Origin of the sequence: Halarchaeum nitratireducens (assembly GCF_017874695.1) — an archaeon.
Classification (GTDB): domain Archaea; phylum Halobacteriota; class Halobacteria; order Halobacteriales; family Halobacteriaceae; genus Halarchaeum; species Halarchaeum nitratireducens.
The window spans coordinates 127,186-141,652 of sequence record NZ_JAGIKY010000004.1 but is presented as its reverse complement, the minus strand read 5'-3'; the positions used below and the strand labels follow the sequence as shown (position 1 = coordinate 141,652).

16 protein-coding genes are annotated in these 14,467 nt (G+C 71.1%); 9 read left to right on the top strand and 7 right to left on the bottom strand.

Annotation, left to right across the window (positions count from 1 at the left end; genetic code table 11):
• Positions 1–17 precede the first annotated feature (17 nt).
• On the bottom strand, positions 18–602 hold the full coding sequence (locus J2754_RS06095; protein ID WP_211086937.1) for a GNAT family N-acetyltransferase: 585 nt from the start codon (positions 600–602) through the stop codon (positions 18–20).
• 87 nt (positions 603–689) lie between these two features.
• Between J2754_RS06095 and J2754_RS06090 the strand changes: the two genes are divergently transcribed.
• The 3 genes from J2754_RS06090 to J2754_RS06080 all read left to right on the top strand — a co-directional run bounded on the left by J2754_RS06090 (position 690) and on the right by J2754_RS06080 (position 2,534).
• Positions 690–1,094: a DUF3054 domain-containing protein gene (locus J2754_RS06090; RefSeq protein ID WP_211086936.1), complete on the top strand. Its 405-nt coding sequence runs from the start codon at positions 690–692 to the stop codon at positions 1,092–1,094.
• Positions 1,095–1,231: 137 nt separating this feature from the next.
• Positions 1,232–1,495 (top strand): DUF8015 family protein, encoded by a 264-nt coding sequence (locus tag J2754_RS06085; RefSeq protein WP_211086935.1) that lies wholly within the window; start codon positions 1,232–1,234, stop codon positions 1,493–1,495.
• Between the two features lie 40 nt (positions 1,496–1,535).
• Positions 1,536–2,534: an ornithine cyclodeaminase family protein gene (locus J2754_RS06080; RefSeq protein WP_211086934.1), complete on the top strand. Its 999-nt coding sequence runs from the start codon at positions 1,536–1,538 to the stop codon at positions 2,532–2,534.
• Positions 2,535–2,537: 3 nt separating this feature from the next.
• Here the strand turns inward: J2754_RS06080 and menD are convergent, their stop codons facing one another.
• The 3 genes from menD to J2754_RS06065 form a co-directional block, all read right to left on the bottom strand.
• A complete protein-coding gene (menD, locus tag J2754_RS06075) occupies positions 2,538–4,295 on the bottom strand; it encodes a 2-succinyl-5-enolpyruvyl-6-hydroxy-3-cyclohexene-1-carboxylic-acid synthase (RefSeq protein ID WP_211086933.1) in 1,758 nt (585 codons plus the stop codon).
• Positions 4,292–5,665, bottom strand: a complete 1,374-nt coding sequence (locus tag J2754_RS06070) for an isochorismate synthase (RefSeq protein WP_211086932.1) — start codon at positions 5,663–5,665, stop codon at positions 4,292–4,294. Before J2754_RS06070 ends, menD begins: the two co-directional genes overlap by 4 nt.
• A 107-nt stretch (positions 5,666–5,772) precedes the next feature.
• Positions 5,773–6,378, bottom strand: coding sequence for a sulfite oxidase-like oxidoreductase (locus tag J2754_RS06065; RefSeq protein ID WP_211086931.1), 606 nt, complete (start codon positions 6,376–6,378; stop codon positions 5,773–5,775).
• Between the two features lie 162 nt (positions 6,379–6,540).
• Between J2754_RS06065 and J2754_RS06060 the strand changes: the two genes are divergently transcribed.
• The 3 genes from J2754_RS06060 (at position 6,541) to J2754_RS06050 (ending at position 9,509) form a co-directional block, all read left to right on the top strand.
• Complete coding sequence (locus tag J2754_RS06060; protein ID WP_188878898.1) at positions 6,541–6,753, top strand: DUF7120 family protein; 213 nt, start codon at positions 6,541–6,543, stop codon at positions 6,751–6,753.
• Between the two features lie 67 nt (positions 6,754–6,820).
• Complete coding sequence (locus J2754_RS06055; protein ID WP_188878897.1) at positions 6,821–7,099, top strand: UPF0058 family protein; 279 nt, start codon at positions 6,821–6,823, stop codon at positions 7,097–7,099.
• Between the two features lie 43 nt (positions 7,100–7,142).
• Entirely contained in the window at positions 7,143–9,509 is a 2,367-nt protein-coding gene (locus J2754_RS06050) for a DUF7527 domain-containing protein (RefSeq protein WP_211086930.1), read from the top strand.
• Here the strand turns inward: J2754_RS06050 and J2754_RS06045 are convergent.
• Positions 9,506–9,811, bottom strand: coding sequence for a hypothetical protein (locus J2754_RS06045; protein WP_188878895.1), 306 nt, complete (start codon positions 9,809–9,811; stop codon positions 9,506–9,508). The genes J2754_RS06050 and J2754_RS06045 overlap by 4 nt on opposite strands.
• 228 nt (positions 9,812–10,039) lie before the next feature.
• Here J2754_RS06045 and J2754_RS06040 point away from each other — a divergent pair, with 228 nt between their 5' ends.
• The 3 genes from J2754_RS06040 (at position 10,040) to J2754_RS06030 (ending at position 12,291) form a co-directional block, all read left to right on the top strand.
• A complete protein-coding gene (locus J2754_RS06040) occupies positions 10,040–11,410 on the top strand; it encodes an adenylosuccinate synthase (RefSeq protein WP_188878894.1) in 1,371 nt (456 codons plus the stop codon).
• A gap of 83 nt (positions 11,411–11,493) precedes the next feature.
• On the top strand, positions 11,494–11,688 hold the full coding sequence (locus J2754_RS06035) for a methytransferase partner Trm112 (protein ID WP_188872891.1): 195 nt from the start codon (positions 11,494–11,496) through the stop codon (positions 11,686–11,688).
• A 54-nt stretch (positions 11,689–11,742) separates the two neighbouring features.
• Positions 11,743–12,291: a DUF7524 family protein gene (locus J2754_RS06030; RefSeq protein WP_211086929.1), complete on the top strand. Its 549-nt coding sequence runs from the start codon at positions 11,743–11,745 to the stop codon at positions 12,289–12,291.
• Here the strand turns inward: J2754_RS06030 and J2754_RS06025 are convergent.
• Entirely contained in the window at positions 12,288–13,460 is a 1,173-nt protein-coding gene (locus tag J2754_RS06025; RefSeq protein ID WP_211086928.1) for a DR2241 family protein, read from the bottom strand. The genes J2754_RS06030 and J2754_RS06025 overlap by 4 nt on opposite strands.
• A complete protein-coding gene (locus tag J2754_RS06020; RefSeq protein WP_188878891.1) occupies positions 13,457–14,353 on the bottom strand; it encodes a CbiX/SirB N-terminal domain-containing protein in 897 nt (298 codons plus the stop codon). Before J2754_RS06020 ends, J2754_RS06025 begins: the two co-directional genes overlap by 4 nt.
• Positions 14,354–14,467 lie beyond the last annotated feature (114 nt).

Sequence of the window (14,467 nt, the reverse complement as noted above, 5' to 3'; positions counted from 1 at the left end):
CTATCGGCGCGCGGGCCTTAACGCTCGCCTTCGCCGGCCGGCGCGTCGACGATCGGCGGCGGACCGTCGCGCGAGTTGACGAAGGCCCGCTCGTCGTCACTGAGGTCGCGTTCGCGGTAGACGTCGAGGCCGGCCGCGTAGCGCGCCTCCCGTTCCTCGCACGGCCGTTCGAGGACGAGCTCCGCCAGTCCCGCCCGCTCGCCCGTGTAGCCGAACCCCGCCTTGTGGAGCGCCTCGTAGGCGTAGGGGTTGTTGACGTCGATGCGGACGCGCGCGTAGTCGTCGCGGAGGTGGTCGGCGGCGAACGCACAGAGGCGCGCGCCGATCCCCTCGCCGCGCCGGTCGGCCCGAACGGTGACGTAGCGGAGGACGGCGGCGTCGGGATCGGCGTGGTGTCGATTGAACGAGACCGCGCCGAGCACGCCCTCGGCCTCGGCCTCCCGGGCGTCGGGCGGCCATCCCTCGCGGTCGAGCACCCCGTCCGCGACGGCGACGGCCGTCCCGGCGTCGCCCGTGACGAACTTCCCGGCGTAGGCGAAGCGCCGCCAATCGAGTCGGAGGCGGGGGGCGTCCGGGGGCCGTCCGAGCAGGGCGAACTCCATGCCCGTCGTGGGGGCCCGACGCCCTTGTGGGTGGCGTCGCTTCGGGCGAACCGATACGGGAAAGCCCCGACCGACCCAAGCGCGAGTATGTCGCTCCTCGACGTCGATCGCCGGACGGTCCGAACGTTCGCTCTCGCCGACCTCGTCGCCATCGTCGCGTTCGTGCTCGTGGGCGAGTACCAACACGGGATGCTCGTCTACACCGCGACGCACCCGCTTCGCTTCCTCGGCGTCCTCGCGCCGTTCCTCGTCGGCTGGATCGCCGCGGCACCGCTCCTCCGGGCGTACAGCGTGCGGACGCACGACCCCCGCGGACTCGTCGGCTGGACGCTCGCGTCGTGGCTCGCGGCCGACGTGCTCGGACAGGCCCTCCTCCTCTCGGGCGCGTTCCCGATCGGCTACGACCCGATCTTCGCGGTCGTGGTCGCCGTCTTCGGCTCGCTGTTCCTCCTGCTCACGCGCGGCGTGGCGTACGCGACGCTGCGCCGCTGAGCGCGTGCCGCTTCTCGTCGGTTTCGACCGATACTATCGAATCAGCCGATCTATAAGTTATAGGTTGCGTACCCAGTAGTAACAGATCAACTATTCAAAACACTTATATTTGATCTCTGCATAGTATGGAATACATTATGACGAGTTATTACGACCACATCTTGGGCCTGATCCCCCTCGCGTTCGTCGCCGTCGCCGCGGCGGTCACCATCTTCGGCTACTCGACGACGGTCGCGATACCCGCGGCGGGTGGTGTGGGCGTCGTACTCGTCGGTCACGCGCTCTTCGTCCGGGGTCCCACGGACGAGTCCGCGGGCGTCTCCGCGAGCGCGAGCGCGAGTACCCCCGTGGCACCGGGCGCGTCCCCGGACGACCGATCCCCGATGCCGGCCGCCGAGTAACCCCTCAACCCTTTTCCCCGCGGTCGTCTAACCGTCTCGTATGACCGACTGCCTCTACCTCGGGAGCGGCGACGTCGCCGACCTCGCAGAGCCCGCCGAGTACGTCGCCGCCGTCCGCGACGCCTACCGTCAGCGCGGCGAGGGCGCGCCCGCCGAACCCCGAACCAAGCTCGTCAGCGAGGAGCCGCCGGGGATGTTCACGACGTACGCCGCGGTGCTCCCCGAGACCGGCGCGATGGGCGGCTACATGTACGGCGCGGGCTTCGGCGAGCGCGACGCGTGGTTCGTGGCGCCGGTCTTCGACGCCGAGAGCGGCGAGCCGCTCGCGCTCCTCGATGGCGCGAGCATGAACCCCTTCAAGACCGGCGCGGTCGGTGCCGTCGGGACGGACGCGCTCGCGCGCCGCGACGCCACCTCGCTCGCCATCATCGGGAGCGGCGCGCAAGCCCGCGGGCAACTGCGCGCCATCGACACCGTCCGGGACTTAGAGACCGTGTGGGTCTACTCCCCGACGAAGGAGAACCGCGAGGACTTCGCGGGCGAGATGAACAAGCGCCTCGACGCCTCCGTCGCCGCCGTCGCTTCCTCCGCGGCCGCCGTCGAGGACGCCGACATCGTCGTCACCGCCACGAACGCGTCCGAACCGGTCTTCGACGGCGACCACCTCGAACCCGGGGCGCACGTCACCGCGATGGGACAGTACGACCCCGAGAAGCGCGAGCTCGACGCGCGCACCCTCGAACGCGGGACGTACGTCCTCGACCTCGCGGCGCGCGCCGAGACGGACGCCGGCTCGTTCATCCAGGCGAAAGCGGAGGACGCGGTCACCGACGCGGACGTCTACGGCGAGCTCGGGGACGTCCTCGTGAACCGACTGCCGGGGCGCGAGGACGACGAGGAGATCACGATCTTCGACTCCGGCGGCACCGCCATCGAGACCGTCGCGGCCGCGCACATGCTCTACGAGCGCGCCGCCGAGGCGGATCGCGGACAGACGATCGACTTCGCGCCCGCGAGCGAGGCGCTCACCGGCGAGTGACGATCACTCGTCGAGGCGAGCGACGACGCGCTCCCTGATCGACTCGCGCGTCCGGTGACTCCGTTCGGCGTCCGAGGTCACCTCGATCACTTGCGTCCCGTCGCTCGCGAGGCTCGCGCGATAGGCGTCCGCGAAGTCGTCGCCCGCCCCGACGCGAACGTAGTCGAAGCCGTAGAGCGCCGCGGTCGGCGCGAAGTCGAGGCCGTGGGGCGTCCTGAACTGCCCCTCGAACGGCGGATCGAAGGCCTCGATGGGGAGCATGTGGAAGATGCCGCCGCCGTCGTTGTTGACGAGGACGATCGTGGCGTCGACCCCGCAGCGTTCGAGCGCGAGCAGTCCGTTCGCGTCGTGGTAGTAGGCGAGGTCGCCGATCAGGAGGACGAGCGGCTCGTCCGTCGCGCTCCCCGCGCCGAGCGCCGTGGAGGTGATCCCGTCGATCCCCGACGCGCCGCGGTTGCCGAGGACGGTGAGAGCGGCGTCGCGGGGCGCGGCGAAGCGATCGACGTCGCGGACGGGCATGCTGTTCGAGACGACCAGCGTCGCGGGGTCCGGGGCGTCCGCGACGACGCGGCGCGCGATCGCGCCCTCGAAGCGTCCCTCCGCGGCCGTGACTTCGGCCGCGTGGACGCGTTCGGCGCGCTCGAACCCCGGCCAGTCGGCGCTCTCCGTATCGAGGCGTTCGGCGAGTTCGACGGCGAGCAGTCCGGGGTCCGCCGTGACGAGATCGGTCGCGTGGAACGTCGCCTCGCGCCACTCGCCGGCGGGGTCGACGACGAACTGTCGCGCGCCCTCCCGAGCGAGATAGCGACGCAGGGGCTTCGAGGTCGGCGACGCCCCGGTTCGAACGACGACGTCCGGGGCCGGCCAGGCCGCCGTGACGCGCTCGTCGAGGTAGCCGTCGTACGCGCCGTAGACGGGAACGTCAGCGGTGTGCGGCCCGTAGCGGAGCCCCGAGAGCGGATCGGCGAGGATCGGGAAGCCGCTCGCCTCGGCGAGCGCGACCAGCGCGGGCGCGTACCCCCGGTCGGTCGGCCCGGCGACGAGCAAGCCGCGCTCCGCGTTCGTGATCGCCTCCGAGAGGGCGGCGAGCGCGCTCTCGTCGAGCGCCATGCGTCCCGCGGTCGTCGTCACGAACGGACCGTCGCGCCCGCGGGCGGCCAGCGGGTGGTCGTCCGCCCACCCCTCGGGGACGGCGTGTGGCGAGTCGTCCGGCACCGCGGTCGGTTCGAGGGGTTTGGCGAACGGGACGTTCAGGTGGACCGGGCCGGGGTGCGTCCCCGTCGCGGCCGTCACGGCCCGATCGACGCGGACGCGCAGCGAGCGCAGCGTGCGGTCCTCGACGGCGGGCTCGGGGAGGTCGTCGTAGTAGCGGACGGCGTCGCCGTAGAGCTTCTCCTGATCGATCGTCTGGTTCGCGCCGCTGTCGCGGAGCTCGGGCGGGCGGTCCGCGGTCAGGGCGACGAGCGGCACGCGGGCCTGACTCGCCTCGATCACGGCCGGGTGGAAGTTCGCGGCCGCCGTCCCCGACGTGCAGACGAGCGCGACGGGGTCGCCCGCGCGCTTCGCGCGCCCGAGCGCGAAGAACGACGCCGAGCGTTCGTCGAGGTGAGAGAAGACGACGAGGTCGGGGTGCGCGTCGGCGGCGACGGTCAGCGGCGTGGATCGGCTCCCGGGCGCGACGCAGACGGACGACACGCCGGTCTTCGCGAGCTCGTCGACGAGGACGCGCGCGTGGAGCGTCGCGCGGTTGGGCGCGCTCACGCGTCGCCGCCCCCCGAGCGCGCGTCCGTTCCGTCGTCTCCGTCGTCCTCGAAGACGTCGAGAATCGGTCGGTACTTCAACTGGACCTCGTCCCACTCGGTGTCCGGGTCGGAGTCGGCGACGATGCCCGCGCCGGCGAACGGACGGACGCGCGTCTCGTCGGCGAGCGCGGAGCGGAGCGCGACCGCGAACGTCCCGTCGCCCGACCGGTCGAACCACCCGACCGGCGCGGCGTACCACCCGCGATCGAACGTCTCGGTCTCCCGGATCACGCGGAGCGCGGCGTCCGGCGGGAGCCCGCCCACCGCGGGCGTCGGGTGGAGCGCCTCCACGAGGGTGAGGACGTGCGCGTCGCTCGACGCCGTGATCGGCGTGAAGAGGTGCTGGACGGTTTCGAGCTTGCGGACGCGGCGCTCGCCCGTCTCGACGGCCGTCGCGACGTCGTCGAGCTGGTCGCGGATCCGCTCGGCGACGACCTCGTGCTCGTGGCGGTACTTCGACGACGAGCGGAGGTCGGCCGCGAGCTGCTGATCCTCGTCCGGCGTCCCGCCGCGCCCGACCGTCGCCGCGAGCGCGCCCGTCCGGAGCGCGTCGCCGTCGCGGGTGACGAGGCGCTCGGGCGACGCGCCGAAGAACGCCGCGCCGTCCGTCGGCCGGAGCGCGAAGCGAAAGCACGAGGGATAGGTGTCCCCGAGGCGCGCCATCGCGTCCGGGAGCGAGAACGCCCCGCCGAGCGTCACGTCGAGCGCCTGGGCGAGCACCACCTTCTCCAGTTCGCCCGAGCGAATGCGGCCGGTCGCGGCGCGCACCTGCTCGCGCCACTCGGCGCGCGACGTCGTGCGCTCCGTCGCGACGACGCCGGGGGGCGACGCGGCCGCGCGCTCGTCGGGCGCGAAGCGCTCGGTCACGTCCCGAAGCGTCCGCTCGACGGCCGACTCGCTCGCGTTCTCCCCGTGCGCGTTCACGGTCAGCCACGTCTCGCCGGCCCCGGTGACGACCTGCACGTGCGGGAGGACGAACGCGGCGGTCGGGAAGCCGTCCCACGGCCCCGTCCCCGCGTGGCCGTCGTGAAAGGCGAAGCCGCCGAGGAAGCGCGGCCGGGCCACCGCGGGGGCGTCCGCGGGGCGGTCCGGCGACGCGAGCACGTCGTCGGCGCGTTCGCGGACCGCTCCGAAGCGTTCCGCACCGTCGGCGGTCACCTGCGCCGCGGCCCCGTAGCCGACGACGCCGGGTTCGTCAGGCGCCGTCCACACGGCGTTCGGCCGCCCGAGCGTCCGCAGTACGCCCGTCAGCGACGCGTCCGGCAGGCGGACCGTCCGACTGACGAGCCGTGCGGTGTCGGCCCGTGCGATACCCTCGCGTGAATCCATCTACTACGGACTCGGAGTGCGCGCGCCTTAGCCCCTACGACCGACGACGCGTCGGCGCGCTCGACCGCGGGCGCCGCCGCCCGACGAACCGATCGAGGGCGGCAGCGTCACGAGTAGCGCTCCTCGCTCCACGGATCCGCGGTCACGGAGTACCCCCGCTGCTCCCAGTAGCCCCGCTCGGGCTCGGTGAGGAGCGTGACGCCGTCGACCCACTTCGCGCCCTTGTAGGCGTACTTGTGCGGAGTGACGACGCGCAGCGGTCCGCCGTGTTCTCGCGGGAGGGCGTCGCCGTCGTACCCCCACGCGAACAGCACCTCGTCGCGCGCGACGGCGTCGAGCGGGAGGTCGGTCGTGTAGCCGTCGAGGGCGTGGAACATGACGTGCACGGCGTCGGACTCGACGCCGACGGCGTCGAGGAGCGACGTCGCGGTGACGCCCGTGAACTCGCAGTCGAACTTGCTCCAGCCGGTGACGCAGTGGAAGTCCTGCCGTTGCGTCTCGCTCGGGAGCTCACGGAACTCCTCCCACGTGAACGACCGGGGCCGCTCGATCGCGCCGCCCACGTCGAACGACCACGTCTCCGGGCCCCAGTCGGGCGTGCCCCCCATCGAGAGCACGGGGAAGCGTTCGACTTCGCGCTGGCCCGGCGGGAGGCGCTCGTCGCCGAACTCCCGATAGAGGGCCGTGACGTCGCGCACGTCCGTTTCGTCCATACCGACCGACACGTCCCGAACGCCCCTGAGCGTACCGGTACCGGGAACCAGCGCAATACGGAGAGGAAACTATGTTTTCGGATACAGTAATGATAATTCCTCTAATAGTCAAATCGCCCCGCCAAGCTTATACCAAGCGACGCCAAACCTCGGAGTAGACGAATGCCAAAGGTCGAAATCAACATCCCCGACCACATCGAGATGCAGATCGCCCAGCTCGTCGAGCAGGGCGAGTTCCTCACGCGGGAGGACGCGATCAAGGACCTCCTCTCCGCCGGTATCAAAGCGTACAAGACCAGCGGGCCGATGGACGAGGACGAGCCGGGCCTCGAGGACGAGGGCATGATGGGCCACGACGACGAGTACGTCTTCTAACTCGCCTTTTCACGTGTGTGACCGGCTGGCGAGCAAGGTTTAACCCTCGCTGTGTCCAATTCGCGGTATGCACAAGGACGAACTGCTCGAACTCCACGAGGAGATGGTGGAGATCAAAGAGACGTTCTCGGGGTACGAGGGCGTCGACGCGAGCGTCTTCGAGCCGTACGAGGAGCTCGACATCGACCCCTCACACGTCCACAAGTCGAAGAGCGAACACAAGCACGCGGTCTTCGTCCTCGGTAACGCGCTGGCGGTCGCCATGAGCGAGGACGAGTTCTCCAACGCCGGTCGGATCTCCAAGCGCATGGAGGAGCTCGCGGACGACGCCGGCGGCAAGCTGTAGGTCTCCGGAAAACGTTTTACGTCGGTGCCGCCACGGGGGGCGTATGCAGACACGCACGGCCGAGCGCGTCGAGTCGTGGGACGCCCGTCCCTACGAGGGCGGTGCGGACGCGCTCGCCCAACTCGCGGCCGCGGACTTCTCCGGCGTCGTCGCCGTCGGCGGCGCGCACCTCTTCTTCGTCAACGGCCGCGCCGTCGCCGTCGCCGACGGCACCGTCGCGGACGTCGTCGAGGGGTCGGGCGAGTCCCGAAGCGCACCGGAACGGTCCCTCTCCCTCCTCTTGGCGATGCACGAATCGGACGGCGAGACGCGCGCACGCTACTACACGAACGAGACGCCGCTCGCAGAGACCGACGAGGCGCTCCGCGACGCGGGGTTCACGGGCTACGTCGAGCTCTCGGAGAACGTCCTGAGCGGCGACTATTACGTCGCCTACTACGGCGGTCGCTCGTTCCCCGTCGCCTTCGTCGGGAACGTGCCGACGGTGCTCACGGGCGAGGAGGCGTTCGAACGCGCGGCCGACGAAGTCGGCGTCTACGACGTCGTCTCGGTCGACTTCGACTTCCCGGACCTCCCGGAACCCGAGGAGTCGGTCGACGGGACCGACGGTGCGGCGGCCGGGGCCGGCGGCGACGACGCGACGAGGGCCGGAGCGGACACCGAGGTGCGCGGCGACGACGCGGCGACCGTCGGTGGCGCGGCGCTCGCGGACGAGAACGACAGGGTCGACGACGAGGACGCGCACGAGAGCGACGACGCCGGTGGAGAGGGAACTCGCGAGCGCGACGTCCCCGACGAGCTCGCCATCGCGGCCGCCGGACCCGCGGACGACGAAGGGGCCGACGCCGACGGTGGCGCAGGCGGAACCGGCGACGAGAGCCCGGGCGAGGCTGACGACGAGAGCCGGGACGGGACCAGCGACGAGGACGCGGACGACACCGACGCCGGGGATTCCGGTGGCGAATCGGACGCCGCGGCGCTGGAATCGCTCGGGGCCGGTAGCGACTCTCCGGTCGACGCCGACCGCGACGACGGAGCGAGCGATCGACGGGGGGACGTGACGAGCGAGCGTGACGCGCCGACGGCCGACGCCGAAGAGACCGACGCCGTGCAAAGCGACGGTGAAAGGACTGAGACCGCGGAAAGCGACGACGGGGTTGACGTCGGGGCGACGGCGGACGCGCGGACGACGGGACGCGACGCGCCGACGGCCGACGACAGACCCACGGGGGACGACGAACGCCCCGGCTCCGTCGGGGCCGACGAGACGTCTCCGGCGGATTCGGGGCCGGACGCCGATGACGCGGGCGCGGACGGCGACGGGGTCAGAACCGGAACGAAAGCCGACGACGACGCCGACGCCGACGCTGACGGACCGGCGCCGGAGAACGGGACGGAGCGCGTCGGGGTGGCCGAACGCGAGGTGCACGTCGCGGAACTGCGGGAGGCGATCGAGGAGCGAGAAGCGCGCATCGCCGACTACGAGGACCGCCTCGCCGAGCGTGCGGAGCGAGTCGAGACGCTGACGGAGCGGGCCGAGACGGCCGAGGCGGCGGTGGAGGAACGCGACGCGGAGCTCGATCGGCTCCGCGCGGAGCGCGACGACCTCCGCGAGACGGTAGCGACGCTGGAGGATCGCGTCGCGGAGCTGGAGTCGGCGCTCGACGCCGCGGGCGGGCGGGTCGATCCCGCGACCGAGCTCGACCCCGAGACGGCACTCGCGGGGACGAACCTCTTCGTGCGCTACGAGTCGAAGGCCGAGCCGACCCTGGACGCGCTCGGGGAGGCCGACCCCGAGGCGATCGACGCGAACCTCCGGCTCGAACACCACACGAGCTTCGACGCGGTTGACGCCACGGTGTCGGGCGACGACTATCGGACGTTCCTCGAAGCGTCCGCGCCCTATCGGTTCGTCTCGTGGGTCGTCCGCGACCTCCCGTTCGAGATAGACGAGACCGGGCACCGGACCGGCCTCGCGGAGCTCTACGAGGCGATCCCGGAGATCGACCGCGCGGAACTCGACGGGACGGTGGCGGTCGGGACCGAGAGCGGTGAGACGGTGACGGAGTCCTTCGACGTCGTGTTACGCGACGGCATGGGCGATCCGCTCGCCGTCGCGGCGCTGAACACCGGCCGCGGCCCCGTCGACGGCGACGAGATGGAGGCGTTGACGGCGGCGGCGTCGCGGATCAGCGAGGGCGTGGAGACGCTGACGGCGGCGTTCTACGTCACGGCGTCGTTCTTCGAACCGGACGCGCTGGAAGCGGCGAACGATGCGACGTCGGACGGCAGCTTCCTGCGGCGAAGCGAGAAGGAGAGTTACGTGAGAGTCGCTCGCAAACGCGGCTACCACCTCTGTCTCGTGGAGGATCGCGCGGGATCGTTCCACGTGACCGTGCCCGGGCTCTAGTTCTCCGCTTCGGCGGGGGCCTCGATCTTCATCGACTGGAGCTTCTGGACGGTCTCGTCGACCTTCTCGTCGAGTTCCTCGACGAACTCGTGGGTGTGGTCGGTCGTGATCGCGCCCTGACTGGAGGGCTCGATGAGGTTCTCCTCTTCGAGGACGCGGAGGGAGTAGCGGACCTTGTGGTGCGGGTAGCCCGTCTCGTTGGACATCTTGACGATCCCGATGGGCTCGTTCTCGATGACCATCCGGAGCACTTCGAGATGGCGTTCGAGCATATCGACCTCTTTCTCAAGCCGGTCTATCATGGCATTTGTTAACTCGTCGGGACAGCGTTTAAAGGTTGTCCTACGCCCCGGAGAGTGCGGGCGTGTCCCGTGGTTTCACACGGGGAGGGCTTACGTCTTTCTGCCCCGATTAGTGGGCCCGTACGTGGGTAGCCAAACGAGCTCGATACCGCGACGTGTCCACGTCTGTGTACATCTCGGGAACGGGGACCGTAACGAGTTTCACCGAGGGGGCGAAACGTCCGGCGTATGACCGTCACCATCGTCGGCTCGCAGTTGGGCGACGAGGGCAAAGGCGGCGTCGTCGACATCTTCGGCGACGCCGTCGACGTCGTCGCCCGCTATCAGGGCGGCGACAACGCCGGCCACACCGTCGTGCACGAAGGCGAGGAATACAAGCTCTCGCTCGTGCCAAGCGGTGCCGTCCGCGGCAAGACCGGCGTCCTCGGCAACGGCTGTGTCGTCAACCCCGCCACGCTCTTCGAGGAGATCGACGCCCTCCGCGAGCGCGGCCTCGACCCGGACGTCCGGGTCGCGCGTCGCGCACACGTCATTTTCCCGTACCACCGCGTCCTCGACGGCATCGAGGAGGAAGCCAAGAGCGAGGACGGCGAGGAGGTCGGCACCACCGGACGCGGCATCGGCCCGACCTACGAGGACAAGGCCGGCCGGCGCGGCATCCGGGTGGGCGACCTCGTCGACCCCGACCTGCTCCGCGAGAAACTGGAGTACGTCGTCCCGCAAAAGCGCGCGCTCGCCGAGGACGTCTTCGGCGTCGAAGTGGACGAGGCGTTCGATATCGACGCCCTCCACGCCGAGTATTCCGAGTACGCCGAGCGACTCGTCGAGGAGGGCATGCTCGTGAACGCCGGCGACTTCCTCGCCGACCGCCTCGACGACGACGCGAACGTCATGTTCGAGGGCGCGCAGGGCACCCTCATCGACATCGACCACGGGAACTACCCCTACGTCACGTCCTCGAATCCGACCGCGGGCGGCGCGTCGACGGGGACGGGTCTCGGCCCCGGCGTCGTCGGCGGCGACGACGGCGACGTCGTCGGCATCGTGAAGGCCTACCTGACGCGCGTCGGAAGCGGCCCGCTCCCCACCGAACTCGGCGGCGTCGAGGGCGACACGCCGGACTACACGCCGGGCGAGGGTCGCGAGGAGGAGCTCGCCACGTACATCCGAGACGAGGGCGGCGAGTACGGCACCGTGACCGGCAGACCGCGCCGCGTCGGGTGGCTCGACCTCCCGATGCTGCGTCACGCCACGCGCGCGAACGGCTTCACCGGCGTCGTCATCAACCACCTCGACGTGCTCGCGGGGTTGGACGAGGTGAAGGTCGGACGCGCCTACGAACTCGACGGCGAGACGGTGTCGACGATCCCCGCGACGACGGAGCGCTGGGCGGCGTGCGCTCCCGTCTTCGAGACCTTCGACGGCTGGGAGGCCTTCGACTCCGAGGTCGTCGCCGCGGAGGGATACGACGCCCTCCCCGCGAACGCGCGCGCCTACGTCGAGTACGTCGAGGACGAACTCGGCGTGCCCGCCTACGCGCTCGGCGTCGGACCCGGCCGCGAGGAGACGGTCGTGCGGACGAACCCCTTCGAGGCGTAACGCGCGCAGGAAGCGGCGGGCCGTCACCGACGACCGCGGAAAGTGAGGAAGGCTTTTGGGTGGCCGCCACCCACCCACGAGGCATGAAGCGGGACCTCATGGACATCATCTGCTGTCCGCTCGACAAACACGACCTCGACCTCGACGTCGAGTCCGAGGAGGACGACGAGGTCGTCGCCGGGACGCTGACGTGCACGGACTGCGGCGAGACCTACCCGATCGAGGACGGCATCCCGAACCTCCTCCCGCCGGACATGCGCGAGGAGACCCCGGCGTAGCCCGCCGAAGCGGACGAAGCTTTTTGCTGTCGGGCATCGTCTCCCCGGCCGCACGTGCCCCTGACGCTCACGGTCGACCTGAACGACGGCCGCGCGCACGCGTTGGCCGCCTCGCCGGTCCCGTTCGAGGCGGACGGGTCGTTCGACGTCGAGATCCGTAACCACGGCGCCGGGAGCCACGTCCACATCCACACCGACGAGGCTCTCTCGCGGGTCGCGCGTCCGGCGGGCGGCAACTACTACGTCCCGCCCGAGTCGCGCGAGCGGATCACCGTCTCCGTCGGAGAACCCGGCCCGCGTCCGGTCGAGGGGACGCTTCGGATCGCCGCAGGCTACGGGGCCGAACGCCTCGAGATCCCCGTGCGGATCGTCGAGCGCGACGCGCCGGACACGGTCGAGGTCGACGAGTCGCTGGGGGAGGTCACGACGCCGGAGGAGCGCGACGACGGACCGGACCCGCGGGCGTTCGTCCCCGCGGCGATCGCCGTGGTCGGCCTCGCGCTCGCGGTGCTCGCCGTGTTACTTCTGAGTGAACTCGTCGGGGTCGTGGTCGGCGCGCTCGCGCTCTGCTGTGGCGTCGCGGCCTGGTACGCGCTCCGCTAGGAGTCGATGCCGAGGTCGCGGCCGCGCTTCGCGCGCAAATAGCGCACGCGATAGCGGTTCGCACCGTCGTCGAGGTCGGCCTCGCGGACCTCGTCCACGCGGTCCTCCGCGACGGCGTCGACGAGATCGCCGAGGCCCTCGACCTCGCTCTCCGAGAGCGTCACCTCGTGGGTGTCCTCGGGCTCGCCTTCGAGTTTCGTGAACTCGCGGGCCGCCGCGACGAACAGCGAACACGGCTCCCGGCAGGGGAACTCGCCGTCGCCCCGCGGAACGTCGAGTTCGGTGCCGGCGTCGTGGTCCCACTCACGGCGCTTCAGACACTGACTGTCGACGCAACAGGCCTCGGCGGCCCACGTGAGCGCCTCGGTCGGGAGGTCGGAGACGAGGCCGTAGATGCCGGTCTGTCGCGCCGCCGTCTCGCGCCAGTGGGTGACGTCGAGGTCCCCCTCGCGCTCGCGGTGCCAGTTGGCCACCGTGGCCGGGTAGACGAAGTCGACGGTATCGACGAGGGCGTCGCCGTCGAGTTCGACGAACTGCCAGCCGTGCGGGAGCGAGGGCGCGGTGGAGAGCGGCCGGTAGCGCCCGCGGTCGTCGTACTTGACGAGGTCGTGGGCCGCCCCCGGATCGCGGAACGCGTCGAGGTCCCGCGGGTCGGCGGCGGCGTCGTCCCGGTGGCGGACGTCGTAGACGCGCTCGCCGCCCGCATCCGCGAGGCGAACGCGGATGCGGAGCTCGCCCCACGTCCGGGCGCGGCCGCCGTCGCGGAGAGCGGCGAGGCGCTCGCGGGCGTCGACGGTCGCGTCGTCGCCGCCTTCGTCCCCGTCGGTGTCCCCGCGCTGCGCGCCGTCGCCTCGTCCCGCGTCGCTGTCCCCCTCGGTGTCGTCGCCATTTTCGGCGTCGTCAGTCCCCGCGGCGTCCGCGCCCTCCAGCCACCGGAGGAACGCCCGCCGTGCGGTGCCGCGCCCGCCGACCGTCTCCGCCCAGTACCGCCAGTTGGCGACGTACGGATCCCCGTCGGCGAGCGCGGCGAGCTCGCTCGTGTCGATCCCGCGCTTCGAGACCTCGGGCGTCTCGAAGCGGTAGCCGTAGGCGGTGTCCTCAACGACGAGACCGTCGAAGTCGATCCCGTCGCCGGCCGCCTCGATCAGGGCGGCGACGTCGCCCGTCATCGCGATCGCCCCGTCGCCGTCCCGGTGGTCGCCTCCGGCCCGCTCCGCGTCCGTTCGCGCACGGCCGCGATGGCGTCGGCCACGTCCGCGCCCGCGTCGGCCGCGCGTTCGAGGACGACGTCCGCGACGAGCGGTTCGGTGCCGACCGCGCCGGCGTACCAGATCCGGACGCCATCGACGGCCGTCGGGACGTCGTACCCCCTCCGATAGTCGTCGGTGAGGCCCAGGTCCTCGGGGATGTCCTCGCGGGTGTGGAAGCCGTCCGCGACGAAGAGCGGCACGACGACGACATCGTCGGTCTCGAAGAGCGTCGCCACGTCGTCGACTTCTGGCTCCTCGTCCATGAACACGGCGCGGACCTCCGCGAACAGCCCGCTCCGGCGGAGGCGATCCGCGTGGTAGTGGATGGCCTTCGCGGAGTTCTCGTTTCGCTCGGTGCCGTGGCCGACGACGGCGAGGCCGAAATCGGCGAGGTCACGGTCCTCGGTGATCGAGCGCGCGCGCTCGACGATGACGTCGCCCATCGCGTCGTGCGTCCCGACCGGCCCGCAGTAGTGGACGGTCTTCTCGACGTCCGCGGCGCTCAGCGTGGCGTGGTCGGCGTCGGTGCCGTCCGACTCCCAGTCCGAGACGTTCCACCCCTCCAAGCGGAGCTCGCGCGGGATGACGCGCTCGGTGAAGTAGCCCTCGGAGACGAACAGCGGCACGACGTACACCTCGTCGGATTCGAGGGTTCGCAACACCTCGCGGAACGACGGTTCCTCCTTCCAGAACGCCTCGCGGACCTCGTCGAACGCGCCGGTGGCGCGAATCGTCTCGGCGTGCGCGAACGTCGGTTCGCTCGACCCCGGGTTGAGGTGCGAGCCGTGGGCCGCGATGACGAGCGCTTGCATGTCCCGCAGTTGGCTCGCGCCGACCTTAGGACCACCGTCTCTCCCGACCCTCGCCCGGGGACGTACCCGAGGCGGAATCGCCGCGGCGTCGTCCGGCGCGCGTCCGCACGAGAA

What these genes read in the sequence shown, in the direction of transcription:
- J2754_RS06060 (WP_188878898.1), top strand. Translation starts at nt 6,541, where the DNA reads ATGCCAAAGGTCGAAATCAACATCCCCGACCACATCGAGATGCAGATC.
- J2754_RS06035 (WP_188872891.1), top strand. Translation starts at nt 11,494, where the DNA reads ATGAAGCGGGACCTCATGGACATCATCTGCTGTCCGCTCGACAAACAC.
- J2754_RS06095 (WP_211086937.1), bottom strand. Translation starts at nt 602, where the DNA reads ATGGAGTTCGCCCTGCTCGGACGGCCCCCGGACGCCCCCCGCCTCCGA.
- J2754_RS06025 (WP_211086928.1), bottom strand. Translation starts at nt 13,460, where the DNA reads ATGACGGGCGACGTCGCCGCCCTGATCGAGGCGGCCGGCGACGGGATC.
- J2754_RS06020 (WP_188878891.1), bottom strand. Translation starts at nt 14,353, where the DNA reads ATGCAAGCGCTCGTCATCGCGGCCCACGGCTCGCACCTCAACCCGGGG.
- J2754_RS06085 (WP_211086935.1), top strand. Translation starts at nt 1,232, where the DNA reads ATGACGAGTTATTACGACCACATCTTGGGCCTGATCCCCCTCGCGTTC.
- J2754_RS06065 (WP_211086931.1), bottom strand. Translation starts at nt 6,378, where the DNA reads ATGGACGAAACGGACGTGCGCGACGTCACGGCCCTCTATCGGGAGTTC.
- J2754_RS06045 (WP_188878895.1), bottom strand. Translation starts at nt 9,811, where the DNA reads ATGATAGACCGGCTTGAGAAAGAGGTCGATATGCTCGAACGCCATCTC.
- J2754_RS06080 (WP_211086934.1), top strand. Translation starts at nt 1,536, where the DNA reads ATGACCGACTGCCTCTACCTCGGGAGCGGCGACGTCGCCGACCTCGCA.
- J2754_RS06040 (WP_188878894.1), top strand. Translation starts at nt 10,040, where the DNA reads ATGACCGTCACCATCGTCGGCTCGCAGTTGGGCGACGAGGGCAAAGGC.
- J2754_RS06070 (WP_211086932.1), bottom strand. Translation starts at nt 5,665, where the DNA reads ATGGATTCACGCGAGGGTATCGCACGGGCCGACACCGCACGGCTCGTC.
- J2754_RS06050 (WP_211086930.1), top strand. Translation starts at nt 7,143, where the DNA reads ATGCAGACACGCACGGCCGAGCGCGTCGAGTCGTGGGACGCCCGTCCC.
- J2754_RS06090 (WP_211086936.1), top strand. Translation starts at nt 690, where the DNA reads ATGTCGCTCCTCGACGTCGATCGCCGGACGGTCCGAACGTTCGCTCTC.
- J2754_RS06055 (WP_188878897.1), top strand. Translation starts at nt 6,821, where the DNA reads ATGCACAAGGACGAACTGCTCGAACTCCACGAGGAGATGGTGGAGATC.